General features: G+C 67.0%; 13 protein-coding genes. 7 read left to right on the top strand and 6 right to left on the bottom strand.

The window, feature by feature from the left end; translation table 11 throughout:
- Positions 1-11: 11 nt before the first annotated feature.
- Genes J3367_RS10655 through J3367_RS10640 form a run of 4 tightly spaced genes read left to right on the top strand, consistent with a single transcriptional unit; the run spans position 12 to position 4,024 of the window.
- Entirely contained in the window at positions 12-1,019 is a 1,008-nt protein-coding gene (locus J3367_RS10655; RefSeq protein ID WP_228239768.1) for an ABC transporter permease subunit, read from the top strand.
- Positions 1,020-1,029: 10 nt separating this feature from the next.
- Positions 1,030-1,971, top strand: a complete 942-nt coding sequence (locus tag J3367_RS10650; protein ID WP_421460931.1) for an ABC transporter permease subunit — start codon at positions 1,030-1,032, stop codon at positions 1,969-1,971.
- Between the two features lie 5 nt (positions 1,972-1,976).
- On the top strand, positions 1,977-3,047 hold the full coding sequence (locus J3367_RS10645; RefSeq protein ID WP_187390474.1) for an ABC transporter ATP-binding protein: 1,071 nt from the start codon (positions 1,977-1,979) through the stop codon (positions 3,045-3,047).
- Positions 3,044-4,024: a dipeptide ABC transporter ATP-binding protein gene (locus J3367_RS10640; RefSeq protein WP_421460929.1), complete on the top strand. Its 981-nt coding sequence runs from the start codon at positions 3,044-3,046 to the stop codon at positions 4,022-4,024. Before J3367_RS10645 ends, J3367_RS10640 begins: the two co-directional genes overlap by 4 nt.
- A 60-nt stretch (positions 4,025-4,084) precedes the next feature.
- Here the strand turns inward: J3367_RS10640 and choV are convergent, their stop codons facing one another.
- The 3 genes from choV to J3367_RS10625 all read right to left on the bottom strand — a co-directional run bounded on the left by choV (position 4,085) and on the right by J3367_RS10625 (position 7,123).
- The gene (gene choV / locus J3367_RS10635; RefSeq protein ID WP_230784639.1) at positions 4,085-5,134 is read right to left on the bottom strand and encodes a choline ABC transporter ATP-binding protein; all 1,050 of its coding nucleotides are present in this window, start codon (positions 5,132-5,134) and stop codon (positions 4,085-4,087) included.
- The gene (gene choW / locus J3367_RS10630) at positions 5,131-5,973 is read right to left on the bottom strand and encodes a choline ABC transporter permease subunit (protein ID WP_228239769.1); all 843 of its coding nucleotides are present in this window, start codon (positions 5,971-5,973) and stop codon (positions 5,131-5,133) included. Before choW ends, choV begins: the two co-directional genes overlap by 4 nt.
- A 202-nt stretch (positions 5,974-6,175) precedes the next feature.
- Positions 6,176-7,123: a choline ABC transporter substrate-binding protein gene (locus J3367_RS10625; protein WP_081651887.1), complete on the bottom strand. Its 948-nt coding sequence runs from the start codon at positions 7,121-7,123 to the stop codon at positions 6,176-6,178.
- A gap of 657 nt (positions 7,124-7,780) precedes the next feature.
- Here J3367_RS10625 and J3367_RS10620 point away from each other — a divergent pair.
- The gene (locus tag J3367_RS10620; protein ID WP_421460926.1) at positions 7,781-9,460 is read left to right on the top strand and encodes a formate--tetrahydrofolate ligase; all 1,680 of its coding nucleotides are present in this window, start codon (positions 7,781-7,783) and stop codon (positions 9,458-9,460) included.
- 159 nt (positions 9,461-9,619) lie between these two features.
- Entirely contained in the window at positions 9,620-10,717 is a 1,098-nt protein-coding gene (locus J3367_RS10615; protein WP_421460923.1) for an ABC transporter ATP-binding protein, read from the top strand.
- Between the two features lie 24 nt (positions 10,718-10,741).
- Here the strand turns inward: J3367_RS10615 and J3367_RS10610 are convergent, their stop codons facing one another.
- From J3367_RS10610 to J3367_RS10600, 3 genes are all read right to left on the bottom strand, one after another.
- The gene (locus J3367_RS10610) at positions 10,742-12,442 is read right to left on the bottom strand and encodes an ABC transporter permease (RefSeq protein WP_421461220.1); all 1,701 of its coding nucleotides are present in this window, start codon (positions 12,440-12,442) and stop codon (positions 10,742-10,744) included.
- Between the two features lie 12 nt (positions 12,443-12,454).
- Positions 12,455-13,438: an ABC transporter substrate-binding protein gene (locus J3367_RS10605; protein WP_421460920.1), complete on the bottom strand. Its 984-nt coding sequence runs from the start codon at positions 13,436-13,438 to the stop codon at positions 12,455-12,457.
- Positions 13,439-13,559: 121 nt separating this feature from the next.
- The gene (locus J3367_RS10600; RefSeq protein ID WP_421460917.1) at positions 13,560-15,164 is read right to left on the bottom strand and encodes a GMC family oxidoreductase; all 1,605 of its coding nucleotides are present in this window, start codon (positions 15,162-15,164) and stop codon (positions 13,560-13,562) included.
- A gap of 193 nt (positions 15,165-15,357) precedes the next feature.
- Between J3367_RS10600 and J3367_RS10595 the strand changes: the two genes are divergently transcribed.
- Positions 15,358-16,962, top strand: coding sequence for an EAL domain-containing protein (locus J3367_RS10595; protein WP_421460914.1), 1,605 nt, complete (start codon positions 15,358-15,360; stop codon positions 16,960-16,962).
- Positions 16,963-17,025: the final 63 nt, after the last annotated feature.

Raw genomic sequence — 17,025 nt, 5'->3', positions numbered from 1 at the left:
GACAAGCCAATATGCAGCGCTTTCTTCTCTCCCGACTACTGGTCCTGATCCCGACCTTCATCGGTGTCTCGATCGTCGCCTTCGCCTTCATCCGGCTTCTGCCGGGCGATCCCGTGGCGCTGATGGCCGGCGAGCGGGTCATGGACCCCGAGCGCCACGCGGCGATCATGCAGCAGCTCGGCTACGACCGGCCGCTCTTCGTCCAGTATTTCGATTATCTGTTCGGCCTGTTCCAGGGCGATTTCGGCACCTCGATCGTCACCAAGCGCGGTGTGGCCAGCGAGTTCTTCACCCTGTTCCCGGCAACGCTCGAACTGTCCTTCTGCGCCATCGTGATCGCCATCTGCCTCGGCATCCCGGCCGGCGTGATCGCGGCGGTGAAGCGCGGCTCCTGGTTCGACCAGAGCGTCATGGGCGCGGCGCTCGTCGGCTATTCCATGCCGATCTTCTGGTGGGGCCTGCTGCTGATCATCCTGTTCTCGGGCACACTGCAGTGGACGCCGGTCTCGGGCCGCATCTCGCTGCTCTATTATTTCCCCGCCGAAACCGGCTTCATGCTGATCGATTCGCTGCTGTCGGGTCAGAAGGGCGCCTTCACCTCGGCGCTGTCGCATCTCGTCCTGCCGTCGATCGTCCTTGCGACGATCCCGCTCGCGGTCATTGCCCGCCAGACCCGGTCGGCCATGCTGGAGGTTCTCGGAGAGGACTATGTCCGCACCGCGCGCGCCAAGGGCCTCGCCCGCAAGCGCGTGGTCGGTGTCCATGCGCTGCGCAACGCCCTGATCCCGGTCGTCACCACCATCGGCCTGCAGGTCGGCGTGCTCATGGCCGGCGCGATCCTCACCGAGACGATCTTTTCGTGGCCAGGCATCGGCAAGTGGATGGTCGACAGCGTCTTCCGGCGCGACTACCCGGTCGTCCAGGGCGGTCTGTTGCTGATCGCCATGATGATCATGCTCGTCAATTTGATCGTCGATCTCCTGTACGGCGTCATCAATCCCCGCGTTCGGGCGAAGTAGGAGGCGAGCGATGAGCCATATCGAAGCCCAGGAAGCCGCCGAAGGCATTGGCACCGACATTCCGGACCGCAAGCCCGCCAAGAGCGTGCGCCGGCAGATGCTGGCCGAGTTCTGGTTCTATTTCTCCGAGAACAAGGGCGCGGTGGTCGGCCTCGTCGTGTTCCTGACGATCGTCTTCATCGCCCTGGCGGCGCCGCTGCTGGCGCCCCATTCGGCCGTGCTGACGAATTCCAACGCGCAGCTGCTGCCGCCGGCCTGGCAGGAAGGCGGCCAGTGGGCCTATTTCCTCGGCACCGACGCCATCGGCCGCGACATCCTCTCGCGGCTGATCTACGGCTCGCGCTATTCGCTGTTCATCGGCGTCGTGGTCGTGGTCATCGCGGTGAGTGTCGGCATCGCCGTCGGACTGATCGCCGGCTATGTCGGCGGCTGGGTCGACACGGTGATCATGCGGGTGATGGACATCATCCTCGCCTTTCCGTCGCTGCTCCTCGCGCTGGTTCTCGTGGCCGTGCTCGGACCGGGCCTGACCAATGCGATGATCGCCATCTCGCTGGTCCTGCAGCCGCATTTCGTTCGCCTGACGCGCGCCTCGGTCCTGGCCGAGAAGCAGCGCGAATACGTGACCGCCGCCCGCGTCGTCGGCGCCGGACCGCTGCGGCTGATGCTGGTGACGATCCTGCCTAACTGCCTCGGCCCCCTGATCGTCCAGGCGACCCTGTCCTTCTCCAACGCCATTCTCGACGCCGCGGCGCTGGGCTTCCTCGGCATGGGCGCGCAGCCGCCGACGCCCGAATGGGGCACCATGCTGGCCGAGGCGCGTGAGTTCATCCTGCGCGCCTGGTGGGTGGTGACCTTCCCGGGCCTCGCCATCCTGATCACGGTGCTCGCGATCAATCTCGTCGGCGACGGCCTGCGCGATGCGCTGGACCCGAAGATGAAGCGAAGCTGACAGTCATGCCCCTGCTTTCCATCCGCAATCTGTCGGTGACCTTCGACACCGCCTCCGGTCCGTTCAAGGCGGTCGACGGCATCGATCTCGTCATCGATTCCGGCGAGGTGCTCGGCATCGTCGGTGAATCCGGTTCCGGAAAATCCGTGGCCATGCTCGGCCTGATGGGCCTGCTGCCGCCGTCGGCCACCGTGACCGCCGACGAGATCTCCTTCGAGGGGCGCGACATGCAGGCGATGTCGGCCCGCGAGCGCCGCAAGATCATCGGCCGCGACATCGCGATGATCTTCCAGGAGCCGGTGGCCAGCCTCAATCCGTGCTTCAATGTCGGCTACCAGATCAAGGAAGCGCTGAAGGCGCATACCGATCTCGACCGCAAGGCGCGGCAGGCGCGGGCCGTCGAACTGCTGCAACTCGTCGGCATTCCCGAACCCGAGCGGCGGCTGACGGCCTTCCCGCACCAGCTGTCGGGCGGCATGAGCCAGCGCGTGATGATCGCCATGGCCACCGCCTGCAATCCCAAGCTGCTGATCGCCGACGAGCCGACCACCGCGCTCGACGTCACCATCCAGGCGCAGATCCTCGATCTGCTGCTCGACCTGCAGAAACAGCACGGCATGGCGATGATCCTGATCACCCATGACATGGGCGTCATCGCCGAGACCGCTGAGCGGGTGGTGGTGCAATATGCCGGCCAGCAGGTCGAGCGTCAGCCGGTGGCGACCCTCTTCGACGAACCGCATCACCCCTATACGGCGGCCCTTCTCTCGGCGATTCCCGAGCGGGCGACGGGCACGCGCCTGCCGACCATTCCGGGCGTGGTGCCGGGGCAAGGCGACCGGCCGGATGGCTGCCTGTTCAATCCGCGCTGCCCCAAGGCCGACGATGTCTGCCGCACGGTCGTGCCGCCGCGCCAGCCGCCGGCGCTGGGCGAGGCGCTCTGCCATTATCCGCTGGGCGCCGATCCGCGCGCGCCGGGCGACGTGCCGGCCGGCTTCGGCCCGGATGGTGGCTTCCAGGAGGGGGCGGGCCGCCCCGCCGATATCGCAACGGATCTGCGGGGAGACGCACGATGACCGCAATCGTCACCGCGACCGATCTCAGCCAGTCCTACGAGGTCCGGCGCGGCATGTTCCAGAAGCCGCTCGACCTTCGGGCGGTGAAGGAGGCCAATTTCGTCGTCGAGGAGGGCGAGACCCTCGCCATCGTCGGCGAATCCGGCTGCGGCAAGTCCACCCTCGCGCGCATGCTGACGATGATCGAGACCCCGTCCGAGGGCGTGCTCGACATCGATGGCGTCCGCGTGTCCGGCAAGGACAAGGGCGACGTCAAGAAGCTCCGCTCCACCGTGCAGATCGTGTTCCAGAACCCCTATGGCGCGCTCAATCCGCGCCAGAAGGTCGGGGCGATCATCGAGGAGCCGCTGAAGATCAACACCAACCTGTCGTCGGCCGAGCGGCGCAGGAAGGCCGAGGCGGCCCTGGCCGAGGTGGGGCTGCGTCCGGAGCATTACGCTCGCTATCCGCACATGTTCTCCGGTGGCCAGCGGCAGCGCATCGCGATCGCCCGGGCGATCATCCTGGAGCCGAAGATCCTCGTCCTCGACGAGCCGGTCTCGGCTCTCGACGTGTCGATCCAGGCGCAGATCCTGAACCTCCTGGCGGATCTGCAGGAACGGCTCGGCCTCACCTATATCTTCATCAGCCACGATCTGTCGGTGGTCCGGCACGTCGCCGACCGGGTGATGGTGATGTATCTCGGCCGCCCGGTCGAGATCGCGCCGGTCGACGCGCTCTACGCCAACCCGCTGCATCCCTATACGCGGGCGCTGCTGTCTGCGACGCCGGCGACGCGGCCGAGCGACCGCGGCGAGCGTATCCGCCTGTCGGGCGAATTGCCGTCGCCCTTCGATCCTCCGCCGGGCTGTTCGTTCAATCCGCGCTGTCCCTACGCCAACGAGCGCTGCCGCTCCGAGCTGCCGGTGCTGACCCAGCACGGGGAGACCAAGGTCGCCTGTTTCGCGGTGGACGAAGGCCGGCTTCCGCCGCCCTGATCGGGCGGGGCGGGGCAGGAACCTGCCGATCCGTTTCCGTGATGCTGAGCAGGCCGGTGATCAGCCGGCCTGATGCCGCTCCAGCGCGTCGACGATGTCCTGCGGGCCGATCTGGCCGAGGATTTCGCCCTTGCGCGCGACCACCACGGTGCCCTTGCCCTGGCTCACGGCAGACATGACCTTCTGCAGCGGCGTGCCGGGTTCGGCCATCTGCGCGACATTGGCGGGGCTGGCCTCGCCCGTGCGGTCGTAGGGCTTCATCACGTCGGCCGCCGTCAGGACGTTGAGCGGGTTCATGTGGGCGACGAAGTCGGCGACATAGTCGTCGGCCGGGCGCAGCACGATGTCCTGCGCGGTGCCGACCTGGACGATGCGGCCGCCCTCCATGATCGCGATGCGATTGCCGATCTTGAACGCCTCGTCGAGATCGTGGCTGACGAAGATGATGGTCTTCTTCAACCGCTGCTGGATTTCCAGGAGCTCGTCCTGCAGCCGCGAACGGATCAGCGGATCGAGGGCCGAGAACGGCTCGTCCATCAGGAGGATCGGCGCGTTGGTGGCGAAGGCGCGGGCAAGGCCGACGCGTTGCTGCATGCCGCCCGACAGTTCGCCGACGCGGCTGTCCACCCAGTCGCCGAGGCCGACAAGCTCGAGCTGTTCGACGACGCGCTCGCGGCGCTGGCTGCGCGGCACGCCGGAAAACTCCAGCCCGAGGCCGACATTGTCGGCCACCGTGCGCCAGGGCAGCAGGGCGAATTGCTGGAACACCATCGCCACTTCGTGGCGGCGCAGATCCCGCAGCCGCTTGGCGCCGCAATCCTTCGGATCGACGATGCCCTTGCCCGTATCGATCAGCACCTTGCCGCGGGTGATCGGGGCAAGGCCGTTGACTGCACGGAGGAGCGTCGACTTGCCGGAGCCCGACAGGCCCATCAGCACCGCGATCTCGCCTTCCTGGATGTCGAGGGAGGCATCGGCGACGCCGAGGGTCACGCCGGTCTCGTCGCGGATCTCGGCCCGGCTCTTGCCGGCATCGACCAGCGGCAGCGCCTGCTCGGGATTGCGACCGAAGACGATCGAGACGTTCTGGAAGGATACGATCGGGCTCATGAACGGCCTTCCTCGTCGATGCGGAAGAAGCGGTCGAGGATGATCGCCAGGAGCACGATCGCCAGCCCGGCCTCGAAGCCTTGGCCGATATTGATCGTGTTCAGGGCCCGCAGCACCGGCACGCCGAGGCCCGGTGCGCCGACGAGGGCGGCGATCACCACCATCGACAGGGACAGCATGATGGTCTGGGTCAGCCCGGCCATGATCTGCGGCAGGGCGTAGGGGATCTCTATGGTCATCAAGCGCTGCATCGGCGTGGCACCGAAGGCGTCACCCGCTTCGAGAAGCTGGCGCGGCGTCGAGGCGATGCCGAGGCGCGTCAGCCGGATCGGCGAGGGCAGGGCGAAGATCACCGTCGCTACGAGGCCCGGCACGAGGCCGAGGCCGAACAGGATCAGTGCCGGGATCAGATAGACGAAGGTCGGGATCGTCTGCATCAGGTCGAGGATCGGCCGCAGGATGGCGTAGAGCCATTCGCGCCGGGCCGCCGCCACGCCCACCGGCACGCCGATGAGCATGCAGACGGCGGTTGAGGCCAGCACCAGCGCCAGTGTCTCCGTCGTCTCCTCCCAGAAGCCGAGATTGATGATCAGCAGCAGGCCGGCCACCGTGAAGATGACGATCGGGATCGAGCGCCGTGCGGCATAGGCAATGGCGGCGAAAACCGCGACGACGACCAGCGGATGCGGCCATTGCAGGATGTACAGGATGGCATCGATGAAGGCGCCCAGCCCGTCGCGGATCGCGTCGAAGAGGAACGTGAAATTGGCGGTCAGCCAATCGACGAAGGCTTCGGCGTAATCGCCGATGGGGAGCGGATGATCTACGAGCCACTGCACGGGCAATAGGGTCCTTCAGGGTCGCGTCACGGCGGCTGAAGCGCCATGACGGCAGGATGTCGGCGCGAGACTGGCCGTTTCGGCCCGGCGCCCGGGAAGAAATGGGGCGCCCCATGCGGGAGGCAGTCCGGAACTTGAGCGGCCCGGCCTGCCAATGCCACGGAAGGCCGGCGCAGCCGGCCCGCGTCAGGCGTTCTGCGGCTTACGACAGACCGAGATAGGCCTTGACCGCCGGCAGGCCATCTTCGCCGTCCTTGGTCTTCACGCCCTCGAGCCAGGTGGCGATCTGGTCGGGATTGGCCTTCAGCCATTCCTGGGCCGCCGCTTCCGGCTTCTCGCCATCGTCGAGGATCGCGCCCATCACGGCGTTCTCCATCTCCAGCGAGAAGGTGAGGTCGGACAGCAGCGCGCCGACATTCGGGCACTCTTCGAGATAGCCCTTGCGCACGGTGGTGTGGACCGTGGCGCCGCCGAAGTCGGGGCCGAAGAAATCGTCGCCGCCGGCGAGATACTGCAGGTCGAAGTTCTTGTTCATCGGATGCGGCGCCCAGCCGAGGAAGACGATCGGGTCTTCGGAGCGGGTGGCGCGGGCGACCTGGCTGAGCATGCCCTGCTCGGAGGATTCCACGATGTCGAAATCGCCGAGATCGAAGGCGTCCTTCTCGATCATGTCGAGGATCAGGCGGTTGCCGTCATTGCCCGGCTCGATGCCGTAGATCTTGCCGTCCAGCTGGTCGGAGAACTTGGCGATGTCGGCGAAGCTCTTGAGCCCCTCGTCGAACAGGTACTGCGGCACCGCCAGCGTGTATTTCGCGCCGGTCAGGTTGGTCTTCACGTCCTCGACCGATCCGTCCTCGAGATAGGGCGCGATGTCGGCCTGCATGGAGGGCATCCAGTTGCCGAGGAAGACGTCGATGTCCTCGTTCTTCATGGACGCGAAGGTGACCGGCACCGACAGGACCTTGGTGTCGGTGTCGTAGCCGAGGCCCTTGAGGATTTCCGTCGTGACGGCGGTCGTCGCCGTGATGTCCGTCCAGCCAACATCGGAGAAGCGAACCGTCGAACAGGACTCCGCTTCCTGGGCGAGCGCCGGGGTGCCGATGAAAGCGGTGCCGAGCATGGCGGCTGCGAACATTCGAGAAAGCTTCATGGGAATCGTCTCCTGGTCGGCAGGCCGGGGACGCTGGGCACGCCCCGCTGCTGCATGAATGTGATGGCGATTGTTATTGCCGCGGTAGCCCGTGAACGCAACAGTTCGCAGGACTTATTGTCGGCCGTGACAGCGCCTTGCACGGCCTCGAACAGCCGGGAATCCCGGGCTTTTGGGGCTGGATGCGGCGCCGCCGCCTACACGCCGTTCGGGCATTTGCCGCAATGGCGGCATGTCTCCCTGCAGCATAAACTGTGCGAATTTGGCACGGTCCGTAGCAAAATAGTGACAGCGTCTTGCGGCGACTTGGGTTACAGTCTGGATATTGCGGTATTGGACGGACGGGGAGCCCGCCTTCATCCTCCCTGTTGACGGGCTCGTTCGACACCACAGCCGCGATACCGATCCGAGTGCGGTGTTCCTCCTCCCAACGCCGCCCATCGTGATCATGGAATGAAGAGCCCGGTGCGCCTGCGCCGGGCTCTTTCCGTTTCAGCCTTCCGGCATCCGCCACGGTCAGCCGGCTTCCTGTCCGGCCGCCGCACCCAAGTGCGGCTTATCGCGGGATAGGAAATCCTGACGCGGAGAGGCATTGGCATTGGCGCGTCAGGCTGCCTATGGTCGCCTGCGAGGCAGACCAGACAGGGAGAACCGGGCTTGGCCGAGATCAAAACCGACATCGCCATTGCGCGTGCCGCGGCGAAGAAGCCGATCCGCGAGATCGCAGCCAAGCTAGGCATCGCGGAAGAGGACATCGTCCCCTACGGCCACGACAAGGCGAAGATCTCCGCCCCGTTCATCAAGTCCCTGCAGGATCGGCCGGACGGCAAGCTGATCCTCGTCACCGCGATCAACCCGACGCCGGCCGGCGAGGGCAAGACCACCACCACGGTCGGGCTTGGCGACGGCCTCAACCGGATCGGCAAGCGCGCCGCGATCTGCATCCGCGAGGCCTCGCTCGGGCCCAATTTCGGCATGAAGGGCGGTGCGGCCGGCGGCGGCTATGCGCAGATCGTGCCGATGGAGGACATGAACCTCCACTTCACCGGCGATTTCCACGCCATCACCACTGCCCACAATCTCCTGTCGGCGATGATCGACAACCACATCTACTGGGGCAATGCCCTGGAGATCGACACCCGCCGCGTCACCTGGCGCCGGGTCATGGACATGAACGACCGGGCGCTGCGCGGCATCGTGGCTTCCCTCGGCGGTGTCGCCAACGGATATCCGCGCGAGACCGGCTTCGACATCACCGTCGCCTCCGAGGTCATGGCGATCCTGTGCCTCGCCAAGGACCTTGCCGATCTGGAAAAACGCCTGGGCGCTATCATCGTCGGCTACCGCCGCGACAAGAGCGCAGTCTATGCGCGCGACCTGAAGGCGGACGGCGCCATGGCGGTCCTTCTCAAGGACGCCATGCAGCCCAACCTCGTCCAGACGCTGGAGAACAACCCGGCCTTCGTCCATGGCGGCCCCTTCGCCAACATCGCCCATGGCTGCAATTCGGTGGTCGCCACGACGACGGCGCTGAAACTTGCCGACTATGTGGTGACCGAAGCCGGCTTCGGCGCCGATCTCGGTGCCGAGAAGTTCTTCGACATCAAGTGCCGCAAGGCCGGGCTGAAGCCGGCCGCGACCGTTATCGTCGCCACCGTCCGGGCGCTGAAGATGAATGGCGGCGTCGCCAAGGACGCGCTCGGGACCGAGGATGTCGAAGCGGTGACGCGCGGCTGCGCCAATCTCGGCCGGCATATCGAGAACATCCGTCAGTTCGGCGTGCCCGCCACCGTGGCGATCAATCATTTCGTGACCGACACGGACGCCGAGATCGCGGCCATAAAGGCCTATGTCGCGGAACTCGGCGAGGAGGCGATCGTCTGTCGCCACTGGGCCGACGGCTCGGCCGGTATCGAGGAGTTGGCGCACCGGGTCGTCGCGCTGGCCGACAGTGGTGCATCGCAATTCGCGCCGCTCTATCCCGATAAGATGAGCCTGTTCGACAAGATCGAGACCGTGGTCAAGCGCATCTATCGCGGGGCCGAGGCGACCGCCGACAAGAGCGTGCGCGACCAGCTCACCGCCTGGGAGGAGGCCGGCTATGGCGACCTGCCGGTCTGCATGGCCAAGACGCAATATTCCTTCTCCACCGACCCGACCCTGCGCGGTGCCCCGGACGGCCACACCGTCCACATCCGCGAAGTGCGCCTGTCCGCCGGCGCCGGCTTCGTCGTCGCCATCTGCGGGGAGATCATGACCATGCCTGGGCTGCCCTCGAAGCCGGCTGCCGAGACGATCCGGCTGAATGCCGATGGCGAGGTCGAGGGGCTGTTCTGATCGCCGACAGGGACGGGCCGGTCTCGCGATCGTCCGTCACGACAGCGTTGCCGTCCTTCGCATAGGAGGGTAGCTCCGCGAGCCGGTGCGCCGGCGGCTCGCCCTTTGCGCCCGCCCGCACTATTCTCCGGCCGTCCGCAGTCCAGCCATGAGCCTTGCATGTCCGCCATCTCGCTCGCCGCCGTCACCAAACGCTTCGGCGAGACCGCGGCCGTCGACGACGTCTCCCTCGAGATCCGGGCGGGCGAGTTCGTCGCGCTGCTCGGTGCGTCGGGCTGCGGCAAGACGACCCTGCTTCGCCTGATCGCCGGCTTCGACACGCTGTCCGGCGGTGCGATCCGCTTCGACGGGGCTCTGGTGGCCGGCGACGGCCGGCACGTGCCGCCGGAGGACCGCAATGTCGGCATCGTCTTCCAGTCCTATGCGCTCTGGCCGCATATGAGCGTGGCCGAGAATGTCGGCTATCCGCTGCGGGTGCGCGGCCTGAAGGGAACGGCGCGGGCCGGCAAGGTCGCCGAGGCGTTGGCGGCGGTCGATTTGACCGGTTTCGAGGCGCGGCGTCCCGCCGATCTGTCCGGCGGACAGCGCCAGCGTGTGGCGCTGGCGCGGTGCCTCGCCATGGATCCGGCAGTGGTGCTGCTCGACGAGCCGCTGGCCAATCTCGACGTCAATCTGCGCGCCTCGATGGAAGATACCTTCCGCGAGTTCCACCAGCGCACCGGCGCGACCATGGTCTATGTCACCCATGACCAGGCCGAGGCGATGGCCATGGCCGACCGGGTGGCGGTGATGGAAGCGGGCAGGATCCTGCAGGTCGCAGACCCGGTGACGCTGTATGCCGAGCCGCGCTCGCAGCAGGTGGCCCGGTTCGTCGGCAACGGCCAGATCGTCGACGGCCGGATCCTGCGCGGGCTCGGGCCGGACCGCATCGCCGTCCAGCTCTTCGGCAGCGAGGTGGCGGTGCGGTGCCAGCCGGAGGCCATGCCGGCGGCCGGCACCACCGCGCTTTTGTGCCTGCGGCCGGAGCATCTGGAACCGACCGAGGGGGCCGGCTTTGCCGCGACCGTCCGCAAGGCAACCTTCAAAGGCTCGCATGTGATCCTCGACGTGTCGCCGGAGGCGGCGCCCGAGACCGTGCTGCCGGTCTGGGCCCCGCATCTGGCGGCCATCGGCAGCACGATCCGGGTCAGGGCGAAGGATGGCTGGCTGCTGCCGTCCGGTCACGCCTCTGTGGTGAAGCCGGCACGCGCGGCCTGATCCGGCGATCCGGCGGTCGGCCGGTCAGTCCGTCCAGGGCAGGACGCCGCGCGGCAGGCGGCGCGCAAACAGCGCCGTCACGCCCATGATCGCGACAATGGCCACCACGGTGACCGCCGCCACCGCCGAAGCCAGCACCGTCGCGCCGGAATCGTCGAGATTGAAGACCACGACGCCGAGCGTCTCGTTGCCGGCCGACCACAGCAGCGCCGAGACGGTCAGTTCGTTGAAGCTGGTCATGAAGGTGAGGATCGCACCCGCCGCCGCGGCCGGCGCGAGCAGCGGGAAGACCACCGTGCGCAGCCGGAACAGATAGCGCGCGCCGGTCATGCGCGCGGCTTCCTCCAGAGCCCGGTCCACCTGCTGAACCGCCCCCACGACCGGTCGCAGCGACAGGGTCAGGAAGCGCGCGAGATAGGCGAAGAAGATGATCCAGATCGTGTTGTAGAGGCTGATGCCGAGCACCGGCAGCGGCATGATGAAGATCAGGATCGCGGCAATGCCGAGCACGATGCCGGGCAGGGCGTAGGGCAGTTCCGCCATCATCGCCAGGGCATCCAGAAGCAGGCTCTTGCGCCACACGACGAAGGCCGCAAAGGGCACGCAGACCGCGACAAGGAACAGCGAGGTGCCAGCCGCCAGGAGGAACGAGTTGCGGAAGGCGCGCACGGTGGAATCCTGCCGGAACAGCACCTCGGCGTAGTTGGACAAAGTCACCGTCTGGCCGGTCAGCGGCACGCCATAGGCCGTGACCAGCGAGGTGGCGAGGAGCGCGATCAGCGGCACCACCAGAATGGCGACGATGATCGCCCAGGCGAGTGCCTCGATCGGCCCGCGCCAGCGGCCGAGGGCATAGCGCAATGCCTGCGCGGGGGCGCCGACGGTGCGATAGTCGCGCTTGCCGATGACCAGCGCCTGCACCGCGAAGCCGACGAAGGCGAGGGCGCCGACGACGATCGACAGCACCGCGACCTCCGAGATGATCGACGGGCCGAAGCTCGCCAGCCGCTGGTAGATCAGGGTCGGCAGAACGGTGTAGCCGGCCGGAATGCCGAGCAGGGCCGGAATGCCGAAATTGCCGACGGCCGAGACGAAGGCGAGGGCGCCGCCGGCGACCAGCGGTGGGGTCATCATCGGCAGGACGATGGTCGCCATGACCCGCAGCCGGCCGGCGCCGCAGGCGCGTGCTGCCTCGATCATCTCGCGCGGCAGGCCGCGCAGGCCGGCGCGCACGGCGAGAAACACCAGCGGCGCATGCTGGATGCCGAGTAGCAGGACGATGCCGCCGGGGCTGTAGATCGGGTTTGGCGAGCCGAGCGGCGGCGCCAGACCGAGTGTGATCAGGAGCGGGCTCGCCGGCCCGAACAATTGTGCCCAGGACAGCGCCGTCACCTGCGGCGGGATCATCAGCGGCAGCAGGAAGCAGAACACCAGCGCCGCCTTGGCGCGGATATCGGTGAGGGCGACGATCAGCGCGAAGAGCGTGCCGAGAACGAGCGAAATCGCGGTGCCGAGCGTGGCCGTGACCAGCGAGTGCCAGGCCGCTGTCCAGGTGGAGCCGGCGGTGAGCACGGAGCGGATATTGGCAAGGTCGGGCGTGCCGCCGGGCGCGAAGGCCTCGACGACAAGCCGCGTGACCGGCAGGACGCTGATGAGGCCGACGAAAACGACGAGAACGGCGAGAGTGATGCTCTCGCCGTTCCAGCGTCTGGCAATGGAAGTGATGGCGGGCAGAGGTCAGCCGCCGAAGAGTTCGGCGAAACGCTTCTTGTTCGCCTCCTCGTCGGCCAGCGCCTTGGCCGCATCGAAGGGCATCAGCTTGATCGCGTCGCGGGCGGGGAAGCCGGCCGGCGCCTCGACGCCGTCGCGGGCCGGCAGATAACCCTGGCTCGCCGCCAGCTTCTGACCGTCCTCGCTGAGGACGAAATCGACGAAGGCCTTGGCGGCCTCCGGGTTCTGCGCGGTCTTCAGGATCGCAACCGGCTCGGTGACGGCGGAAACGCCTTCCTCGGGGAAGACGAAGTTGACCGGCGAACCGTTCGCGGCTTCCCGGATCGGCAGGAAGTCGACGATCACGCCGTAGGGCTTCTCGCCGCCGGCCACCGCCTTCAGGACGCCGCCATTGCCGCCGGACGCCGTGGCGCCGTTTTCGGCGAGCGCCGCGATATAGTCCCAGCCGAGATCGGGGTTCTGGGTGAGCGTGGCCAGATGCACCAGCGCAGCGCCCGAGGTCAGCGGGCTCGGCATGGTCGTCTGGCCCTGAAGCGCCGGGTCCGCCAGATCCTTCCACGAGGACGGCGTGGTCTCGGCACGGGTGTTGTTGACGATGCCGGTGGTGATCAGCTTGGTCGAGAAATAGGTCTTGTCGGTGTCGAACAGGCCGTCCGCGAAGCCGGTCGTGTCGGCGTCGGCATGGGGCATCAGCCGGTCGTCGCGCTTCAGGCCTTCCATGGTCACGCTGTCGGCGATGAGCAGCACGTCCGGCTGCGGGTTGCCGGCGGCGAACTCGGCCTGCAGCTTGGCCATGACCTTGGTCGTGCCGTCGCGGACCCATTCGACGTCCACGTCGGGATGCCTCGCCTTGAAGGCATCGACGGTCGCCTGGGCGTCCTCGTTCGGCTGACTCGTATAGAGCACCAGCTTGCCGGACTGGGCGAAGGCCGTGCCGGAGAGGAGAATGGCGGCGAGAGTGGCGGCGGCGAAGCCGAGGCTGCGGATCATGGCGGTCTCCTCAGATCGTGTTCGGGGTTCGCTGAAAGGTCGGCGCCCCACGGGCAGGGCGACTACAGCGCCACCCGTGACAGGAAGATGACGGGCGGTCCAGCGGACGGTGTTACGGCAATCATCTGCGGGAATCCTCGACGATCATCCGGGCGGCCTTTTCGGCGATCATGATCGTCGGCGAGTTGGTGTTGCCGGAGGTGATGGTCGGCATCACCGAGGCGTCGGCGACCCGCAGCCCTTCGATGCCGCGCACCTGCAGCCGTTCGTCGACCACGGCGCCGGTATCGCCGTCCGGGCCCATCTTCGCCGTCCCCACCGGGTGGAAGATGGTCGTGCCGAGGTCGCCTGCCGCCACTAGCATGTCGTCGTCCGACACCACATGGGCACCCGGCTTGTATTCTTCCGGCTTGTAAGGCGCGAGCGGCGACTGGGCGACAATCCGGCGGGCCCATTTCAGGCTGTCCACCGCGACCTGTCGGTCCTCGTCCGTGGAGAGATAGTTGGGCGAGATGTCCGGCGTGTCCTCGACCAGAGAGCCGGTCAGATGAACGCTGCCGCGGCTCGTCGGGCGCAGATTGCAGACGCTGGCGGTGAAAGCCGAGAACGGGTGCAGGCCCTTGCCCCAGTCGTCGAGGGAGAGCGGCTGGAAGTGGAATTCCAGATCGGCGGTGGCCCGGTCCGGGCGTGACTTGACGAAGGCCCCGACCTGGCTGGGCGCCATGGTCATCGGCCCGCGGCGGCGCAGCGCGTAGTCCGCGCCCATCATCGCCCGGCGGAAGAGGTTCTTGTATTCGCTGTTCAGCGTCTTGATGCCGTCGACCTTGTAGATCGGCCGGATCTGCAGATGGTCCTGCAGATTCTCGCCGACGCCGGGCAGATGCCGGACCGGCGCGATGCCGTGCGGCCGCAGGCGGTCGGTGTCGCCGATGCCGGACCGCTCGAGGATCAGCGGCGTGCCGACCGCGCCGGCCGACAGCACGATCTCGCCGGCCGCCTTCGCCTCGAAGGTCTGGCCGTCGCGGCGATATTGCAGCGAAACGGCGCGCCCATCCTTGACCGTGACCCGGTCGATCATCACGCCGGTCACGATCTTCAGATTGGGTCGCTTCAGGACCGGCTTGAGGAAGCCGCGTGCTGCGCTCCAGCGTCGTCCGCCCTTCTGGTTGACCTGGAAATAGGCCGAGCCCTCGTTGTCGCCGGTGTTGAAGTCGTCGATCTTGGGCACGCCTGCCGCATGCGCCGCGTCCCGGACCCGGTCGAGGATCTCCCAGCGGATGCGTGGATGCTCGACCCGCCATTCGCCGCCGGCGCCGTGAAACTCGCTCGGACCGTCGGCATGGTCCTCGATCGCCTTGAACAGCGGCAGGACGTCGTCCCAGCCCCATCCCTGGAGACCGAGCTGGCGCCAATGGTCGTAGTCCGCCGCCTGGCCGCGCATGTAGATCATGGCGTTGATCGCGGACGATCCGCCGAGGGTCTTGCCGCGCGGATAGGAGAGGGCTCGCCCGTTCAGCCCGGCCTGGGCCGACGTCTTGAACATCCAGTCCGAGCGCGGATTGCCGATGGCGAAGAGATAGCCGACCGGGATGTGGAACCAGATCCAGTTGTCCTTGCCGCCCCCCTCCAGAAGCAACACTCGATTGCGCGGATTGGCGGAGAGCCGGTTGGCGAGGACGCATCCGGCCGAACCGGCCCCGGCGACGATATAGTCGAATTCTTCCATGACCTCGCTCTAGCCGAAACTTTCGGCTTGGGGAATGTCGGCCGGTGCGGTCGATTGCGCGCAGCCGTTGCGGAAGTCGCGCGCTCGCCATCGCGCGAAACCTTCGCGATACCGGCGGCATCTGCCTGCTTCTTAAGCTCTCATAGAGGGTTTTCCCATTCACTGAGGTGACCGAAAAATAGGCCGTAACGCTATGGCGAAGCTTGTCAGTCTGTTCATCTCCCGTCGCCAGCAGACGATCATCGCGATCGTCGTGGGGAGCTTGATCTTTCTTGTCCTGACCGGGGCGGCCGGTGTGTTCGCTCTGTACGAGGCGCGTCAGTCGATGCGGGCCGAGAGCCGCGTGGCGCTGGCGCCCTACGCCCAGATCCGCCGGAATCTCGACTCGACCTTTGCCGAGCTGGAAAAGCAGGTCACGGCCGCGCCCTGCAGCGCCGAATTCCGGGAACAGCTCCGCCGCGTGGCCTTCCTTCCGGACGGCTTCCACGAGTTCCTCTACGTCGTTGACGGCGCGGCGCTTTGCTCGGCCAGCATCGGGGTGTTCGAGACGCCCCTGCGGTTCGGAGAGCCGGACATCCGGGTCGGCGCGGAGACCGTCGTCTGGATGCAGCGCGACCTGTCCTTCTCGGGTTTCGAAGGTCTCTTCGGGAGCATCGTCCAGGAAGGCGACTTCGCCATTGTCGTGCGCCAGGACGAAGTGCCGCACGCGGTCCCGCAATGGATGGAGTTCGAGACCGTTGCAACTGCTTCGAGCGGTCGTCGATGGCACCTCGATGGCGTCGACGGCGTCTTCGATGCCAACCGCCAGGCCGCCATCGACGGCACCGCGCCGCTGTCCGGCACCGTTCGCAGCATCGATTGCGGCGACGACGGAATGATCTGCGTGGCCACCCAGGCCTCGCTGATCTCCCTGCTCGCACGCGGAGCGCCCTATGCCATCGTGGCGCTCCTTTTCTCCGCGCTGCTGTCCGCTGTCCTCGCCATCCAGGCGCGCGCGCTGATCGTCCGGCGCTGGGCCTTCGATGCCCGCTTTCGCCGCTATCTCGACGCAGAGACGGTGGTGTGCGCCTACCAGCCGATCATGGAGCTCGCGACCGGCCGCATCGCCGGCTGCGAGGTGCTGGCGCGCTGGCGCGACATCGACGACACGATCGTCTATCCGGACCGCTTCATTCCGCTGGTCGAGCGCTACGGCCTGACCCGGCAGTTCACCCGGATGGTGGTCGAGAAGGCGCACCGCGAACTCTCCGCCGCGATGCCGGCGGGGTTGTTGCTGAAGGTCACGTTCAACGTCTTCCCCCGCGATCTCGACAGTGCCGTGCTCTGCGACATCTTCGGACCGTTCCTCGCCGAGCCCGAGCGCTTCCGGGTGATCATCGAACTCGTCGAAAGCGACGCCATCGACATGGAGACGGCGCCCCGCGAGATCGAGAGGCTGCGCGATACCGGCATCCGCACCTACATCGACGATTTCGGCAGCGGCTACTCGAACATCCAGAACCTGGCGGCGCTGTCGGTGGACGGGGTCAAGCTGGACCGTGCCTTTGCCATGGCGCCGGCCGACAGCATGATGGCCCGGATGCTGTATCACGCCGTGGAGATGATCCATTCCTCCGGCCGAATGATGGTGGTCGAGGGAATCGAGACGGCCGAACGGCTCGAGGAATTGCGCGCCTTCCGCCCGGCGATCGACTTCGTGCAGGGCTACCACATCTCGCGGCCCCTCGGGATCGAGCCCTTCGCGGGATTCCTTGCCGACGCAAACCGCCCGGATCAGCTTCTCGCCAACGCCGCATAGGGTTCCGGAAGATCGCCGGAACCGATCGCGCCGCCGGCTAGCAGCCTTTCCCATTGCCCTTTG

This window comes from Aurantimonas sp. NFXS3 (assembly GCF_049132005.1).
GTDB lineage: Bacteria > Pseudomonadota > Alphaproteobacteria > Rhizobiales > Rhizobiaceae > Aurantimonas > Aurantimonas coralicida.
This window is presented reverse-complemented; position numbering and strand designations above follow the sequence as displayed.

Coding starts and splice junctions, on each gene's coding strand:
- J3367_RS10655 (WP_228239768.1), top strand. CDS start 12: ATGCAGCGCTTTCTTCTCTCCCGACTACTGGTCCTGATCCCGACCTTC.
- J3367_RS10650 (WP_421460931.1), top strand. CDS start 1,030: ATGAGCCATATCGAAGCCCAGGAAGCCGCCGAAGGCATTGGCACCGAC.
- J3367_RS10645 (WP_187390474.1), top strand. CDS start 1,977: ATGCCCCTGCTTTCCATCCGCAATCTGTCGGTGACCTTCGACACCGCC.
- J3367_RS10640 (WP_421460929.1), top strand. CDS start 3,044: ATGACCGCAATCGTCACCGCGACCGATCTCAGCCAGTCCTACGAGGTC.
- choV (WP_230784639.1), bottom strand. CDS start 5,134: ATGAGCCCGATCGTATCCTTCCAGAACGTCTCGATCGTCTTCGGTCGC.
- J3367_RS10625 (WP_081651887.1), bottom strand. CDS start 7,123: ATGAAGCTTTCTCGAATGTTCGCAGCCGCCATGCTCGGCACCGCTTTC.
- J3367_RS10615 (WP_421460923.1), top strand. CDS start 9,620: ATGTCCGCCATCTCGCTCGCCGCCGTCACCAAACGCTTCGGCGAGACC.
- J3367_RS10605 (WP_421460920.1), bottom strand. CDS start 13,438: ATGATCCGCAGCCTCGGCTTCGCCGCCGCCACTCTCGCCGCCATTCTC.
- J3367_RS10600 (WP_421460917.1), bottom strand. CDS start 15,164: ATGGAAGAATTCGACTATATCGTCGCCGGGGCCGGTTCGGCCGGATGC.
- J3367_RS10595 (WP_421460914.1), top strand. CDS start 15,358: ATGGCGAAGCTTGTCAGTCTGTTCATCTCCCGTCGCCAGCAGACGATC.